Here is a 15,473-nt window from a genome sequence, read left to right on the forward strand (position 1 = left end):
CCCATAGTCTGTGTCGAATGTCCCAGCGTCCAGTGTCAGAGCATCGAGCCGGTGCCCCGTTGTCCGTTCAGCTCGTGGCCGCGACGTCCTTCACCCCTCCGTCGGAGGTGCCGTGGGAGACCGACGCCGACGGCGGTCAGGCGTTGGTCGAGTTCGCCGGCCGGGCCTGCTACCAGAGCTGGTCGAAGCCCAATCCGCGCACCGCGACCAACGCCGGGTATCTCAACCACCTACTGGCCGTGGGGAACTGGTCGGTGTTCGAGCACGCGTCCGCGAGTTTCTACATCACCGGCATCTCACGCTCCTGCAGTCACGAGTTGATCCGGCACCGCCACTTCTCCTTCTCGCAGCTCTCCCAGCGTTCGGTGTCCGAACGCGACGCGCTGATGGTCGTGCCTCCAGCTCTCGAGTCCGACGCGACGTTGCGTGAGTTGTTCCAGAATGCGACCGACTCGTCCCGTGCCGCGTACGACGCGTTGCTGTCCGCACTCGAAGCGGAGACCGGTGCGGACTCGCCTGCGGTCGTCGCCGGGAAGCAGGCGCGGCAGGCCGCGCGCTCGGTGCTCCCGAACGCCGTGGAGACGCGCCTGGTGATGACCGGGAACTACCGGTCGTGGCGGCATTTCGTCACCATGCGGGCCTCCGAGCACGCGGATCTCGAGATCCGACGGCTCGCGGTGGCCTGCCTGCGGCGCCTCGTCGAGGTCGCACCCGACGTCTTCGCCGACTTCGAGATCGAGACACTGGCCGACGGAACGGAAGTCGCCAGGAGTTCGTACGCGGGGGAATAGGCGGCGCGGGTCGTGGGGGTCCGGCGGCCGGACGGGGACCGGGTAACCTTCCTGACCATGACCATCGGTGACACCGCGAGGACTGTCGACGCTGCGGGGACTGTCGACACTGCGGCACGAGTGCAGACGAGCAGCACGCCCTCGCCGTTCGGTGCCGTCTCCGTCGCGATGGTGACACCGTTCACTCCGGACGGTGCTCTCGACATCGACGCCTCCGTCGCACTGGCCGCGCATCTGGTCTCGAGCGGGTGCGACAGCCTCGTGATCTCGGGAACGACGGGCGAGTCGCCGACCACGACGGATCGCGAGAAGGCCGACCTGCTGCGCGCCGTGGTCGCTGCCGTCGGAGATCGCGCTCGCATCGTCGCCGGCGCCGGTACCAACGACACCGCGCACAGCATCGAACTCGCTCGTGCCGCCGCCGACGCCGGGGCACACGGACTGCTCGTCGTCACCCCGTACTACTCGCGCCCGCCGCAGGCCGGCCTGTACGCCCACTTCGTCGCCGTAGCCGACTCGACCGATCTGCCCGTCATGCTGTACGACATCCCGCCCCGCTCGGTGGTGCCGATCGAGACGGAGACGTTGCGTCGCCTCGCCGATCATCCGCGCATCCTCGCCGTCAAGGACGCGAAGGGCGACCTCGCCGCGGGAGCCGAACTCATCGCCTCGACCGGTCTCGAGTACTTCTCGGGCGACGACCCGCTCAACCTGCCCTGGCTGTCCGTCGGGGCCGTCGGCTTCGTCAGCGTCATCGGGCACCTCGTGCCCGGCAAGCTCCGGGATCTCCACTCCGCCTGGGCCGCGGGCGACATCGCTGCAGCGCAGGCCATCAACGTCGGTCTGCTCCCGATCGTGCGGTCGTTCGCCCGACTCGGCGGCGTCACGGGCTCCAAGGCGGGCCTTCGACTTCTCGGCATCGACGTGGGGGAGCCCCGTCTGCCACAAGTTCCACCGTCCACCGATCAGATCGATGCTCTGGCAGCCGATCTTCACCGTGCAGGAGTTCTTTGATGACTCGACCGCCCAGGCGGCGCAGTGCCACCCGCAGTGCCGGACCGCCCGCGGAACTTCCTCCGCAGGAACAGCAGCCCGCTCCTCCCGCACCGAAGGCCGAGGCCGCGCCCGTGCAGGAGGCCCCCGCGGCGCAGGCGCCGGCGAAAGCCGCTCCCGTGAAGGAGGCGCCCGTGAAGGACGCGCCGACCGGCCGCGACCGCCAGTCGGGCGGCTCGCGATCGTCGAACGGCAACTCGGGCTCGGGTGGGGGCCGCGGTCCTCGGTCGCGTCCCGCGCGCACCCCGCAGAACTCCGCTGCCATCCAGCGACCCGATGCGCGCACGGTCGTGGACAAGACGCAGCGACTCGGAGCCCCGCCCAAGGCACCGAAGAACGGTCTCCGCGTCGTCGCCCTCGGCGGCATCGGCGAGATCGGCCGGAACATGACGGTCTTCGAGCACAAGGGCAAGCTGCTCATCGTCGACTGCGGTGTGCTCTTCCCCGAGGACGCACAGCCCGGTGTCGACCTGATCCTCCCGGACTTCCGTCACATCGAGAACCGGATGGACGACGTGGTCGCCCTGGTGCTCACCCACGGTCACGAGGACCACATCGGTGCCGTGCCGTTCCTGCTGCGCCTGCGCCCGGACATCCCGGTCATCGGCTCCAAGTTCACGTTGGCGCTGCTGGCGGCGAAGTGCCGTGAGCACCGCCAGAAGCCGAAGCTCGTCGAGGTGCGCGAGGGCGAGAGCACGAACCACGGACCGTTCGAGCTCGAGTACTTCGCGGTCAACCACTCGATCCCCGACGCGCTCGCCGTCGCCATCCGTACCGATGCCGGTGTCGCGCTGCACACCGGCGACATCAAGCTCGACCAGCTGCCGCTCGACGGCCGCCTGACCGATCTCGGCGGGTTCTCGCGACTCGGCGACGAGGGTGTCGACCTCTTCCTGGTGGACTCCACCAATGCCGAGGTGCCCGGATTCGTCACGCCCGAGCGTGAGATCGGCGGTGTCCTGGACACGGTCATCGGCAAGGCCAGGAACCGCGTGATCGTCGCGTCGTTCGCGAGCCACGTGCACCGCATCCAGCAGGTCATCGACGTCGCACACCGCTACAACCGCAAGGTCGCCTTCGTCGGGCGGTCGATGGTGCGCAACATGGCCATCGCCCAGGAGCTCGGGTACCTGACGGTGCCCTCGGGTGTCGAGGTCGACATGGACACCGCGACGAAGCTCGCGGACGACAAGCTGGTCCTGGTCTCCACCGGCTCGCAGGGCGAGCCGCTCTCCGCGCTGTCCCGGATGGCGCGGGGTGAGCATCGTCAGATCAACATCCGTGCCGACGACCTGGTCGTCCTCGCGTCGTCGCTGATCCCCGGCAACGAGAACTCCGTGTTCGCCGTCGTCAACGGGCTCGCGAAGCGTGGCGCCAAGGTGGTCACGCAGCAGAGCGCCAAGGTGCACGTCTCCGGCCACGCGTCGGCCGGCGAGCTGCTGTACCTCTACAACGCGGTCCGTCCCACCAACGCGATGCCCGTGCACGGCGAGTGGCGGCACCTGCGCGCCAATGCCGCTCTCGCGGTGTCGACGGGTGTGCCGGAGGAGCGCGTGGTGCTGGCCGAGGACGGCGTCGTCGTGGACATGGTCGACGGCCTCGCCGAGATCGTCGGCCAGGTGCCGGTGGGCCACGTGTACGTCGACGGCCTGTCCGTCGGCGACGTGGGCGACTCGACGTTGTCCGACCGCCTCGTCCTCGGTGAGGGCGGCTTCATCGCCATCACCATGGCCGTGGACACCACCACCGGCAAGTCCGTCGGCACTCCCGAGGTCTCGGGTCGCGGCTTCTCCGACGATCCCGCGGCACTGAAGGAAGCGGCGCAGCTGGTCGAGGCGGAGTTGGTGCGTCTCGCCGGCGAGGGTGTGCGGGACACGCACCGCATCGCGCAGTCGGTCCGCCGCATCGTCGGTCGCTGGGTGGCGGACAAGTACCGCCGCAAGCCGATGATCGTGCCGACCGTGCTCGAGGTCACGCCGAGCTGACACGGTCGCACTCGACAGGCCGGCCCCGGGGACACCCCGGCGCCGGCCTGTCGTGTCTCTCGCCCCGTCGTCGGCCGGCTAGGCGAGCAGGTTGTACAGACCGACGAGGCCCAGCAGGACGATGCAGGCACGCAGCACCCGCGGTGACAGACGCCGGCCGTACCGTGCTCCCACCGCGCCGCCGATCAGGGAGCTGACGGCGATGAGACCGGCTGCCGCCCAACTGATCCGGTCGAAGGCGAAGATGATGAACGATGCCGCCGCCACGACGTTGACCACGAGCGACAACAGATTCTTGGCCGCGTTCATGCGCTGGATGTTCTCCGGCAGCAACGCGCCCATGACGCCCATCAGCAGAATGCCCTGGGCCGCGGTGAAGTAGCCGCCGTAGACACCCACGGCGAACGTCCCGATCACCAGCAGCACGAAGCGTCCGCGGCCGATCCCGGCGGCGGTGTCCGGCTCGGAGCGCTTCTGGGCCCAGGCCTGGATGCGGGGGCCGGTGACCACCAGGACCAGCGCCAGGATCAGCAGCACCGGAACCACGGCGGTGAAGGTCTTCTCGGGCAGGTGCTGCAGGAGCCAGGCACCGAGCACGCCGCCGAGCAGCGATCCGGGGAGCTGCCAGCGCAACCGCGACCACTGGCCGCGTAGTTCGCGTCGGTAGCCCCATGCGCCGGAGGCGCTGCCTGCCACCAGTCCGATCGCATTGCTCATGGTCGCCGTGACGGGTGGGTAACCGAAGGCGATGAGAGTGGGGAACGTGATGAGCGTTCCTGACCCGACGACGGCGTTGATGCCACCGGCGGCGAACCCCGCGAGCAGCACGAGGACTATTTCGGAGACGGGCACACCGGCGACCGTACGACACGGCTAGATTCGTGTGTCATGAGCCTTGCGCACGACGAACGTCTGGAACTGGCCGACACGATGGCGAAGGTCGGTCCGGACGCTCCCACCCTGTGCGGTGACTGGACCGTCCGGGATCTCGCGGCGCATCTGGTGATCCGCGAACGCCGCCTGGATGCGGCTCCGGGCATCTTCCTGCCGCCGCTGGCGGGGTACACGCGCCGCGTGCAGGACTCGGTCGCCGCGGGGGAGTGGGTGGGCCTCGTCGACGACGTGCGCACGGGACCTCCGGTGTGGTCGCCGTACAAGCTCCTCGACGCGCAGATCAACCTCGGGGAGATGTTCGTCCACCACGAGGACGTCCGGCGGGCCGACGGATCCGCACCGACTCCGCGAGAACTGAGCGCCGAGATGCAGACCGCCCTGTGGGGTCTGCTGGGTCTGCTCGGCCGTGTCGCCTACAGGGGAGCCCCCGTGGCCGTGGACGTGGAGACCCCGGACGGTCGTCGGCGCACGTTCGGGAAGAAGTCGGCCTCGCGCCGGGTGGCGCTGCGCGGGGAGCCGTCGGAGCTGGTGCTGCACGCGTTCGGCCGCGATGCGGTGGTGCTGGAGTTCGACGGCGACCAGGCGGACGTCGCCGCGGTGAAGGGCCTCGACCGCGGCGTGTGAGAGCGGGCGAGCTGTTACTGGTGTTGCGGATGGTCCGGATGGGGTCGACCGACTAGCCTGACGGGTATGGCAGGCAAGACGAGTACGCGCGCGTCCCGATCCGGCGCGGCCGGATCGAGCAAGGCAGGCACCGGCACGAGTGGTGCCTCCACCGGACGCGGGCGGACGGTCACGACGCCGCGCAAGCCCACCGCCCCGCGGTCGTCCACCGGGCGCACCCCGGCGACTCGCTCGTCTGGTACCGCACGGTCGTCGTCCGGAGCCCGACCTCGCAGCGCCCCCAAGCGCACGATCTCGCCCGGTCGCGCGGCCCTGAACTCCGTGGGTCGCGGCATCGGCAAGGGGTGGGGCCTCGCCGCGCGCGGACTCGGTGCCACCACTCGCACCGTCGGCAAGGCCGCCGACATCGAACACGGCCACCGCCGCGACGGCATCGCCCTCGGGTGCCTCGCGGTCAGCGTGGTCGTCGCCGCCGGTCTCTGGTTCTCGGCCGGTGGCCCGGTCGGGGAGTGGATCGAGATCGGGCTGCGCGCCGTCGTCGGCAGCGCGGCCATCCTGCTGCCGCTGCTCGGCATCGGCGTCGCCGTAGCCCTGATGCGGACCGAACCCGCTCCCGACGACCGCCCCCGGCTCGTCCTCGGGTCTCTGCTCGTCGGCCTGCCGATGCTCGGACTCTGGCATCTGGGTTCCGGATCACCGGACGACCTGGCCGGGCGTGCGTCCGGCGGCGGCTTCGTCGGCTTCGTCGTCGGCGGTCCGCTCAGCAGCGGGGTCACCGTCTGGCTCGCCGTGCCGCTGCTCCTGCTCGCGGTCCTGTTCGGCGTCCTTCTCCTCACCGGGACGACCGTGCGCGACATCCCCGCGCGTCTGCGGACCCTGTTCGGTACGGCGAACCGCGGCGACGAGTACAGCGACTACGAGGACTGGGAGGAGGAGTCGCACCTCGGTGACTTCGCACCGGACGGGTACGACTCCGCGGGCTACGGCTCCTCGTACGACGAGTACGACCCGGCCCTGTTCGACGCCGACGGCTACCCGGTCGACGAGAAGCCGGCGAGGTCGCGCCTCCGCCGATCGTCCGCGCCGGCCGACGCGTACCCGGTGGAGGAGTCGGCACCGGTGGACGACGCTCCCACCGAGTACGTGCCGGTGCCGCCGCCCGTCCGCACGCGTGCGAAGGAACCGGTGGTCGAGCCGACGCCGAAGCCCGCTCCGGTCGTCGCGGCGACTCCGCCGAAGCCGAAGGAGGACGACAAACTCGTCGTGGACCGCGTCGTCGACGGCGACTACGTCCTGCCCTCGCTGTCCCTGCTGATCGACGGCGACCCGCCGAAGACGCGCAGCCAGGCGAACGACGCGATGATCGAGGCGATCTCCGAGGTCCTCGAGCAGTTCAAGATCGACGCCGCCGTCACCGGCTTCACCCGCGGACCGACGGTCACGCGCTACGAGGTCGAGCTCGGACCGGGCGTCAAGGTCGAGAAGATCACGGCGCTCGCCCGCAACATCGCGTACGCGGTGGCCACCGACAACGTGCGTCTGCTGGCCCCCATCCCCGGCAAGTCGGCGGTGGGCATCGAGGTGCCCAACTCCGACCGCGAGATGGTCCGCCTGGCCGACGTGCTGACGGCGCCCTCGACCCGCAAGGATCACCATCCTCTGGTCATCGGCCTCGGCAAGGACATCGAGGGCGACTTCGTCAGCGCCAACCTCGCGAAGATGCCGCACCTCCTGGTGGCGGGCTCCACCGGCTCGGGCAAGTCGAGCTTCGTCAACTCCATGCTGGTGTCATTGCTCGCGCGGGCGACGCCGGAGGAGGTCCGGATGATCCTCATCGACCCCAAGATGGTCGAGCTGACCCCGTACGAGGGGATCCCGCACCTCATCACGCCGATCATCACGCAGCCGAAGAAGGCTGCCGCGGCCCTCGCCTGGCTGGTCGAGGAGATGGAGCAGCGCTACCAGGACATGCAGGCAAACCGGGTGCGCCACGTCGACGACTTCAACAAGAAGGTGAAGTCGGGCGAGATCACCGCACCGCTCGGCAGCGAGCGCGTCTACAAGCCCTACCCGTACATCCTCGCGATCGTCGACGAGCTCGCGGACCTGATGATGACCGCGCCGCGGGACGTGGAGGAGGCGATCGTCCGCATCACGCAGAAGGCGCGCGCGGCCGGCATCCACCTCGTGCTCGCGACCCAGCGCCCGTCCGTCGACGTCGTCACGGGCCTGATCAAGACCAACGTCCCGTCCAGGCTCGCGTTCGCCACGTCGTCGCTGACCGACTCCCGCGTCATCCTGGATCAGCAGGGTGCGGAGAAGCTCATCGGTATGGGCGACGCCCTGTTCCTGCCGATGGGCGCGGGCAAGCCCACCCGTCTACAGGGCGCCTTCATCACCGACGAGGAGATCACCGCGGTCGTCGACTTCGCCAAGAACCAGGCGGAGCCGGAGTACCAGGAGGGCGTCACCGCGCAGAAGGCCGCGGAGAAGAAGGACGTCGACGCCGACATCGGCGACGATCTCGACGTGCTGCTCCAAGCCGTCGAACTCGTCGTGACGAGTCAGTTCGGCTCGACGTCCATGCTGCAGCGCAAGTTGCGCGTCGGCTTCGCCAAGGCCGGCAGGCTCATGGATCTGATGGAGACGCGCGGCGTGGTCGGCCCGAGCGAGGGATCGAAGGCCCGCGACGTCCTGGTCAAGCCCGACGAGTTGGACGGGCTGCTGTGGTCGATCAAGGGCGGGGATCCGGGAGAGTCGGACAATCCGGACGAGTGACGGTGGCCCCGTTGTGAATTGACTCTCACGCTAGCTGAGTTTTACCTGTGCATTACCCTTCGCGTGCCTCCATACGGCCGGGGCTGTGGCATGGTTGTTCTCAGGAGGGGAGTATCCCCAGCTTGCGAAGGACCCGTCAGCACGATCGAGCCCTGCCTCGATCCGGGTCATCGGCAGACACAGTGGTCACACGAGACATCATCACTGGTTCTGTGGGAGAGACCTCCGGAGCCCACCCATGGACTACCGGAGGTAGTTGCTCACATGAATGTCTCGTCCACAGTCTGGATCGTCACCATCGTGGTGATCCTGGGACTCTTCGTCTTCGACTTCTTCGCTCACGTGAAGACCCCCCACGAGCCGACCTTCAAGGAATCGGCGACGTGGTCCGTCGTCTACATCACGATCGCCATCATCTTCGGCGGAATCGTGTTCTGGCAGTACGGCGCGACCTACGGCGGTGAGTACTTCGCCGGGTACGTCACCGAGAAGGCGCTCAGCGTCGACAACCTGTTCGTCTTCCTCATCATCATGACGACGTTCGCCGTACCGCGTCAGTACCAGCAGAAGGTGCTGCTCATCGGCATCGTGATGGCGCTCGTGATGCGCGGTGGCTTCATCGCCCTCGGTGCCGCGGCCATCAACAACTTCAGCTGGGTCTTCTACCTCTTCGGTGCGTTCCTCATCTACACGGCCTACAAGCTCATCAAGGAGGCCGGGGAAGAGGAGGAGAACGAGGTCCAGCAGGACACCAAGATCATGAAGTTCGCCAAGAAGATCCTCCCCACCACGGACGAGTACCACGGTGATCGTCTGACGGTGAAGATCGACGGCAAGCGCGTGGTCACCCCGATGCTGCTGGCCCTGGTCGTCATCGGTTTCACCGACATCCTGTTCGCGTTGGACTCGATCCCGGCGATCTACGGTCTCACCACCGAGCCGTACATCGTCTTCACGGCCAACGCGTTCGCCCTCATGGGTCTGCGCCAGTTGTACTTCCTGATCGGCGGACTGCTCGATCGCCTGGTCTACCTGTCCTACGGCCTGTCCCTGGTACTGGCGTTCATCGGCGTCAAGCTCGTCCTCCACGCGCTCCACGAGAACGAGCTCGGCTTCATCAACGGCGGCGAGAACCTGTCGGTCCCCGAGATCAGCACCGGAGTGTCGCTCAGTGTCATCATGGGCATCCTGATCGTCACCACCGTGGCCAGCCTGCTCAAGACCCGCGGCGACGCGAAGCCCGCGGTGAAGGACGGCGAGACCGGAAGCCCGGTCCTCGGCGACGACACCACGGCCGCCTCGACCGGTACCACGTCGACCGGCGTCATGGACACCGAGCGCGACTCGCGCTGATCCGTCCCGCACGAGAACAGCCCGGCACCGAGAGGTGCCGGGCTGTTCGTGTGTCCGGCGGGTGCCGGAGGGCGGGTCACTCCGCGAGGACGCCCATCACCGGCTTCCACTCCTGGATCGCCACGGCGTCGACGAGCTTCTCCACCGCGAACGGGTCCTCGGCGAACAGCGTTCCCACCTGGTCCGCACTCTCACCCTTGACGATGATGGTGGCGCCGCTGTCGTCCGCGTACGGCCCCGCCACCACCACGATGTCGCGAGCGAGGAGATCCCGCAGCCAGTCGCGGTGCTCGGCGCGGACGCGGTCGCGTCCCTCGGCGGTGGCCGACGAGTACGTGTAGTTGACGAGGAAATGGGCCATCGATGTTCTCCTGCGGTGTGAGCGGGTGGTGGGTGATCTAGAGCGTGAGCAGCATGCGGGTGTTGCCGAGAGTGTTCGGCTTGACGTAGCTGAGATCGAGGAACTCGGCGACACCGGTGTCGTACGAGCGACACATCTCCGCGTAGACCTCGGCGGTGACCGGGGTCCCGTCGATCTCGGAGAACCCGTGGCGGGCGAAGAACGGCACCTCGAAGGTGAGCACGAAGATGCGGGAGAGCTGCAGTTCGCGGGCGACGTCGATCAACCGGGACACGATGAGGTGGCCCACGCCGTGGCCCTTGACGGACGGATCGACGGCGACCGTGCGGATCTCGCCGAGATCCGCCCACAGCACGTGCAGCGCGCCGCAGCCGGCGACGACACCGTCGACCTCGGCGACCCAGAACTCCTGGACCGCCTCGTAGAGGGTCACGAGATTCTTCTCGAGCAGGATCCGGCCCGCGTAGATGTCGATGAGTCGCTTGATCTCCGGGATGTCGGAGGTGCGGGCACGGCGCAGGCGCACGCGCTCGGTGGTGGACCCGGACGCGGTCCGGACGTCTGCGCGATCCTGCGCCGCCCGGGAGTCCGTCTCCGGATCGAGGTCGGAAGTCATGGGGTGAACAGTAGTCATCGGGCGTACCGATATTGTGACCGTGTGTCCCGCGCCGGTAACTCACGTCACGTCCCGAGAGCGGGCTCGGCGACGTGAGCGCTCAGTACGACGTCGGTCGTGGCCCCGGTGACGCGTCCGCGCCGACGCCGGACGCCGTCGTCGGCTCGGGCCCGCTCACTCCGGCTCCACTGCTCAACATCGCCAACGTCCTGACCGTCCTGCGGATCGCGCTGGTCCCGGTGTTCCTGTGGGCTCTGTTCGCGGACGGTGGCCAGGAGACCGGGTGGCGGCTCGCGTCCTTCGGGATCTTCGTCGTCGCGGCGATCACCGATCGCATCGACGGCCAACTGGCGCGCAAGCACGGGCTCGTGACGGAGTTCGGCAAGATGGCGGACCCCATCGCCGACAAGGCACTGATCGGGGCGGCCCTGGTCGGACTGTCCATGCTGGGGGACCTGCCCTGGTGGATCACCCTCGTCATCGGTGCCCGCGAGATCGGCATCACGCTCCTGCGGTTCGCCGTCCTGCGGCACGGTGTCATCCCCGCGGGACGCGGCGGCAAGCTCAAGACCCTCGTCCAGAGCGTGGCCATCGGGGTCTACGTTCTGCCGCTTCCCGACGCTGTGATCCCGGCAGCGATGGTGCTGATGATCGTGGCCGTGGCGCTGACCGTGATCACAGGCCTCGACTATGTGGTGCAGGCAGTGCGGCCGCGGGTCCGGACACCACACGACGGGCGATGAGCCGTCCGGTGCTCCGCCGCGTGCGGATCGCGGGCGGGGGTTAGGGTTCTCTCACCCGTTCCGACGGGTGTCCACACGCGTCGCGGGAACCGATCGGACCGTTCCGGCGTTGTAGGTGGACGAGGGTCGAGCGACGGTGCACCGACAGGCGTTCCCGCGGTCGACCACGACGTAGTTCGAACACGATGAAGGAGGGGCCACATGGCGCTGCTCTTGCGTGAGGCATTGGGCGACAGTCTTCGCCGCACACGGGTCGCTCAGAGCCGCACGTTGCGCGAGGTCTCCAACACGGCGCGCGTCAGCCTCGGGTATCTCTCGGAGGTCGAGCGTGGCCGCAAGGAGGCGTCGAGCGAACTGCTCAACGCCATCTGCGATGCCCTCGACGTCCCACTGTCGGACGTTCTGTTCGATGTGAGCGAATCGCTCACGGACACGATGGCGAGTGCGGCCGCGTCGACGGGTGTTCCCGCCGAGCGCGGTGCGGCCCACATCTCGGACGAGACGCGCGTGGTCATCCCGGCCCCGACCGCGCGAGCACTCGCCGCTGCCTGATCTTCGCGTCCCGTTTCCGACCATTCGTGGTTCGACATGGGATCATGGCGGGTACCGATCACAGACAGACCGCGTGTCCCGGACACGCGCAGCATCACCGGCGGTGACGGTCGCCAGCCGGGTCGCGTACGCGGCGGATCACATGGAGGCAGGAAGAACCGATGGCCAATCCTTTCGTCAAGGGCTGGAAGTATCTGATGGCTCTGTTCAACTCCAAGATCGACGAGAAGGCGGATCCGCAGGTCCAGATCCAGCAGGCCATCGAGGACGCCCAGCGTCAGCACCAGGCGCTCTCGCAGCAGGCCGCGTCGGTCATCGGTAACCAGCGCCAGCTCGAGATGAAGCTCAGCCGCCAGCTCGACGAGGTGGAGAAGCTGAACGCCAATGCGCGCCAGGCCGTCACCCTCGCCGACCAGGCCAATGCGGCTGCCGACGTCGAGAAGGCCACCCAGTACACCAATGCCGCCGAGGCGTTCGCGGCTCAGCTGGTCACCGCCGAGCAGAGCGTCGAGGACCTCAAGGTTCTGCACGACCAGGCGCTCCAGGCCGCCACCCAGGCCAAGAAGGCCGTCGAGCAGAACGCCATGACGCTGCAGGCCAAGGTCGCCGAGCGCACCAAGCTGCTCAGCCAGCTCGAGCAGGCCAAGATGCAGGAGCGCGTCAGCGAGTCGCTCCGCTCGATGGACTCCACGTTGTCCGCTCCGGGCAACACGCCCAGCCTCGACGCCGTCCGGGACAAGATCGAGCGCCGCTACGCCAACGCGCTCGGCTCCGCCGAGCTCGCTCAGAACTCCGTGCAGGGCCGCATGATGGAGGTCCAGCAGGCGAGCGTCCAGATGGCCGGACACAGCCGCCTCGAGCAGATCCGCGCCTCCATGGCGGGCGACTCGCTCACCGCTGGCCCCTCCGCGGACGGCGTGTCCACGCAGAAGAACCTGTCGTCCCCGCAGGCGACCCCCGAGCCTCCTCAGGCCAACTGATCCGCCTGCACGAGACCCTCACGGAGCGTTGATGTCCGGACACGGCGACCCGCACCGACGGCCGATGTGGCACGAGCGGCCCACTGCTCCGGCCGAGGTGGGGCGCGCGGCCGATCTGGTGCGCGCTCGGGCTCGTGGCGTCGTCGACGTCACGCGGCCGTTCCTCGACGCCGCCAAGTCGTGGAACGACCCGCGGAAGAAGGCCGAACGGCGGATCCGTCGGACTCGCCGGCGGGCCACGCTCTTCGGTGCGGCGTCCGGGTCGATGGGCGTCGCCACCGTCACGGTGGCGGCCACGTCCGCACCCGACTGGATCGTCGTCGGGGGATCGGGCACCACGGTGTTGTTCGCGGTGCCCGCCGTGGCCGCGGCGGCGGCCTACCGACGGCTGCGGGCCCAGCCACTGCCGGCAGCAGCGCCGGTCCGCCGTGCTCTGCCTCCGGTGGGCTCCGCCGCTCGCGAGCCCATCGAACGTCTCGCGGCCGCCGAACGCAGTTTGCACGAGCTGACGGGCATCCTCGCTCGATCCGGGGCGGTCGCCGCGGACGACGTGCACGACACGACTCGGATCGCCGCGGCCGCGTCGGTAGCCCTCACCGAGGTCGCGCACGACATCGTCGCGATGGAGAGAGCAGCGCTGGGAAGTCCGGCTGCAGCGGTCCATCTGTCCGGGTCCATCGGGTCCACCGCGGCCCGGTTGACGGACGGTGTGCACCAGTTCGACGGGCTCGTCGCCGCGGCTGCGTTGCTCACCGCGCCGGGCGCCTCCGGTTCGCTCACCGCACTCGACGCGCGACGGGACGCCCTCCAGTTCGCGTCCGATCGCCTCGAGGGCTGGGCATTCGGCCTCGAGCACCTGCAGAAGCCCTGACCTCGGCGGCGGTCTCACCCCGACCGCGACCCTGAGATCGACCTACCGTCCTCGGGGTCGACCCCGATCCTCACCCTGAACTCCGCGACGATTCGGTGCTGTGCCAGTTCGGTTCTGGCAGTGTCGAACTCGTCGACGGATCGCCGGTGAACTCCACCGCGGCCGGCGACGGGAGTCCCCGACGAGAAGGAGTTCGACATGTTCTGGAAGATTCTCGGTGCGATCGTTCTGGTGTGGATCGGCATCGTCGTTCTCGGCGCCCTGCTGAAGGCGCTGTTCCCCCTGGTGGCGCTGGCCGTGGTGGGAACCGGTCTCTACTTCCTCTTCCGCGCGATGAGCGGCGATCGCGACTCGGCGAAGTCACCCTTCTGACGTCCCCGGTGCCGCGCTGACCTAGGCTTCGCCCATGCTCGTCGCGGTGGTCGCCGGCCCCGATGCGGGGCACGCCTTCCCTGCCATCGCGCTCGCGAAGGCGCTGACGGCCGCAGGAGAGACGGCCGTGGTCTACACCGGCGATCGGTGGCTCGACGCCGCGCGAGCGGACGGGGTGGACACTCGCCTGCTGCCGGGACTGGAACCGCGACCCGAGGACGACGACGCGGACGCCGGCCGCAGAATCCACGAGCGAGCGGCCCACATGTCCTCGATGCTGCTGCCGGTGCTCTCCGAGGCGGCTCCCGATCTGGTGGTCTCGGACATTCTCACGGCCGGCGGCGGTCTCGCCGCCGAGCGGCTGGGAGTTCCCTGGGTGGAACTGTCTCCGCACCCGCTCTACCGGCCCTCCGTGTCGTTGCCCCCGATCGGGAGTGGTCTCGCACCGGGCACGGGACTGCGAGGTCGGTTGCGGGACACCGTGATGCGAGCTCTGACGGACCGCTCCGTCCGAGCGGGGCTGGCGCAGCGCGCTCGGGCGCGCGAGGGCGTCGGTCTGCCCGCGTCGGACCCCGGCCCCGCGCGGCGCCTCGTCGCGACCATCCCCGCGCTCGAGGTGCCGCGGTCGGACTGGCCGGCCGAGGCGCGGGTCGCCGGTCCGTTGTTGTGGGAGCCGACGACCGCTCTCCTCGACCCGCCGCCGGGGACCGAACCGCTGATCCTGCTGGCACCGTCGACGGCCGCGACCGGCGCCGTGTCCATGGTCGAGGCCACTGTCGAGGCGGCGGCGGCCTCACGTGCGCGCGGCCGGAGTCGTCGACTGGTGATCACCACGGTGGACGACGTTCCGGCCGGTCTACCGTCCTGGGCGGTGGGCGGACTGGGGCGCCAGGACGCGCTGCTGCCGCTGGCGTCGGTCGTGGTGTGCGGCGGCGGCCACGGGATGTTGGCGAAGTCGCTGTCCGCCGGCGTCCCGGTGGTCGTGATCCCCGGCGGGGGAGATCAGTGGGAACTGGCCAACCGCGCGGCCCGGCAGGGAAGCGCCACGATCGTGCGTCCGGTGTCCGCCGACGCCGTGGCGGAGGCGATCGACCGGGTGCTGAGCGACTCGACGTACGCCGCCGCGGCAGGTCGCGCCGCGGCGACCGCCGCCGCGGTCGAGGATCCCGTCGCGGTGTGCCGCAGCGTGATCGTCGACTCCCGCCCGCGCTGAGGGGGAGCGCGGACGTCCCGGGTTACGGTGACATGGTGCGCCTGACCGACTTCCACGACCGTGTCGCCGAACAGTTCGGAACCGTGACCGGGGACTCGATGCTGGTCGACCACCTGCTGCTGAGCCTCGGGAACCGCACCGCCGCGCAGGCCATCGAGGACGGCGAGGATCCGAAGGACGTGTGGCGTGCACTGTGCGTCGAGTTCGACGTTCCCCGATCGCGGTGGTGAACCTCCGGCGTGTCGCTGGGTATCGAACACCTGTTCGCTTATAGTCGTGTGCAGAGT

Annotated in this window: 16 protein-coding genes; 13 read left to right on the forward strand and 3 right to left on the reverse strand. The window is 69.0% G+C overall.

Going from position 1 to position 15,473, the window contains the following annotated elements:
* The first annotated feature begins 17 nt into the window (after positions 1 to 17).
* From thyX to OHB23_RS13585, 3 genes are read left to right on the forward strand one after another with little or no spacing between them, the layout of a single operon-like run.
* Positions 18 to 791: an FAD-dependent thymidylate synthase gene (gene thyX, locus OHB23_RS13575; protein WP_222630876.1), complete on the forward strand. Its 774-nt coding sequence runs from the start codon at positions 18 to 20 to the stop codon at positions 789 to 791.
* Between the two features lie 57 nt (positions 792 to 848).
* Complete coding sequence (gene dapA, locus OHB23_RS13580) at positions 849 to 1,805, forward strand: 4-hydroxy-tetrahydrodipicolinate synthase (protein WP_081821173.1); 957 nt, start codon at positions 849 to 851, stop codon at positions 1,803 to 1,805.
* The gene (locus OHB23_RS13585; RefSeq protein WP_328809709.1) at positions 1,805 to 3,829 is read left to right on the forward strand and encodes a ribonuclease J; all 2,025 of its coding nucleotides are present in this window, start codon (positions 1,805 to 1,807) and stop codon (positions 3,827 to 3,829) included. Before dapA ends, OHB23_RS13585 begins: the two co-directional genes overlap by 1 nt.
* Before the next feature lie 78 nt (positions 3,830 to 3,907).
* Here the strand turns inward: OHB23_RS13585 and OHB23_RS13590 are convergent, their stop codons facing one another.
* Positions 3,908 to 4,681 carry a sulfite exporter TauE/SafE family protein gene (locus OHB23_RS13590; RefSeq protein ID WP_056444919.1) on the reverse strand — a complete coding sequence of 258 codons (774 nt, stop codon included), beginning with the start codon at positions 4,679 to 4,681 and terminating at the stop codon, positions 3,908 to 3,910.
* Positions 4,682 to 4,717: 36 nt separating this feature from the next.
* Between OHB23_RS13590 and OHB23_RS13595 the strand changes: the two genes are divergently transcribed.
* The 3 genes from OHB23_RS13595 to OHB23_RS13605 all read left to right on the forward strand — a co-directional run bounded on the left by OHB23_RS13595 (position 4,718) and on the right by OHB23_RS13605 (position 9,478).
* Entirely contained in the window at positions 4,718 to 5,347 is a 630-nt protein-coding gene (locus OHB23_RS13595; protein WP_056444917.1) for a TIGR03085 family metal-binding protein, read from the forward strand.
* Between the two features lie 66 nt (positions 5,348 to 5,413).
* A complete protein-coding gene (locus tag OHB23_RS13600; RefSeq protein ID WP_328809710.1) occupies positions 5,414 to 8,125 on the forward strand; it encodes a DNA translocase FtsK in 2,712 nt (903 codons plus the stop codon).
* Positions 8,126 to 8,389: 264 nt separating this feature from the next.
* On the forward strand, positions 8,390 to 9,478 hold the full coding sequence (locus OHB23_RS13605) for a TerC family protein (RefSeq protein ID WP_328809711.1): 1,089 nt from the start codon (positions 8,390 to 8,392) through the stop codon (positions 9,476 to 9,478).
* A 76-nt stretch (positions 9,479 to 9,554) separates the two neighbouring features.
* On the opposite strand, the gene OHB23_RS13610 is transcribed toward OHB23_RS13605, so the two are convergent.
* Both OHB23_RS13610 and OHB23_RS13615 read right to left on the reverse strand, forming a co-directional pair.
* A complete protein-coding gene (locus tag OHB23_RS13610) occupies positions 9,555 to 9,839 on the reverse strand; it encodes a YciI family protein (RefSeq protein WP_027505116.1) in 285 nt (94 codons plus the stop codon).
* Positions 9,840 to 9,876: 37 nt separating this feature from the next.
* Entirely contained in the window at positions 9,877 to 10,359 is a 483-nt protein-coding gene (locus tag OHB23_RS13615; protein ID WP_027505117.1) for an amino-acid N-acetyltransferase, read from the reverse strand.
* 284 nt (positions 10,360 to 10,643) lie between these two features.
* On the opposite strand from OHB23_RS13615, the gene pgsA reads away from it, so the two are divergent.
* The 7 genes from pgsA to OHB23_RS13650 all read left to right on the forward strand — a co-directional run bounded on the left by pgsA (position 10,644) and on the right by OHB23_RS13650 (position 15,416).
* Positions 10,644 to 11,198 carry a CDP-diacylglycerol--glycerol-3-phosphate 3-phosphatidyltransferase gene (gene pgsA, locus OHB23_RS13620; RefSeq protein ID WP_328811642.1) on the forward strand — a complete coding sequence of 185 codons (555 nt, stop codon included), beginning with the start codon at positions 10,644 to 10,646 and terminating at the stop codon, positions 11,196 to 11,198.
* 201 nt (positions 11,199 to 11,399) lie between these two features.
* A complete protein-coding gene (locus OHB23_RS13625) occupies positions 11,400 to 11,750 on the forward strand; it encodes a helix-turn-helix domain-containing protein (protein ID WP_027505119.1) in 351 nt (116 codons plus the stop codon).
* Between the two features lie 161 nt (positions 11,751 to 11,911).
* Positions 11,912 to 12,730 (forward strand): phage shock protein PspA, encoded by an 819-nt coding sequence (gene pspA, locus OHB23_RS13630; RefSeq protein ID WP_027505120.1) that lies wholly within the window; start codon positions 11,912 to 11,914, stop codon positions 12,728 to 12,730.
* A gap of 31 nt (positions 12,731 to 12,761) precedes the next feature.
* Positions 12,762 to 13,601, forward strand: a complete 840-nt coding sequence (pspM, locus tag OHB23_RS13635) for a phage shock envelope stress response protein PspM (RefSeq protein WP_328809712.1) — start codon at positions 12,762 to 12,764, stop codon at positions 13,599 to 13,601.
* Positions 13,602 to 13,799: 198 nt separating this feature from the next.
* Positions 13,800 to 13,973 carry a hypothetical protein gene (locus OHB23_RS13640; RefSeq protein ID WP_027505123.1) on the forward strand — a complete coding sequence of 58 codons (174 nt, stop codon included), beginning with the start codon at positions 13,800 to 13,802 and terminating at the stop codon, positions 13,971 to 13,973.
* A 34-nt stretch (positions 13,974 to 14,007) separates the two neighbouring features.
* A complete protein-coding gene (locus OHB23_RS13645; protein WP_328809713.1) occupies positions 14,008 to 15,186 on the forward strand; it encodes a glycosyltransferase in 1,179 nt (392 codons plus the stop codon).
* A 35-nt stretch (positions 15,187 to 15,221) separates the two neighbouring features.
* Positions 15,222 to 15,416 (forward strand): DUF3046 domain-containing protein, encoded by a 195-nt coding sequence (locus tag OHB23_RS13650; protein WP_027505125.1) that lies wholly within the window; start codon positions 15,222 to 15,224, stop codon positions 15,414 to 15,416.
* The last annotated feature ends 57 nt before the right edge of the window (positions 15,417 to 15,473 follow it).

The sequence above is a fragment of the Rhodococcus sp. NBC_00294 genome (genome assembly GCF_036163995.1).
GTDB lineage: Bacteria > Actinomycetota > Actinomycetes > Mycobacteriales > Mycobacteriaceae > Rhodococcoides.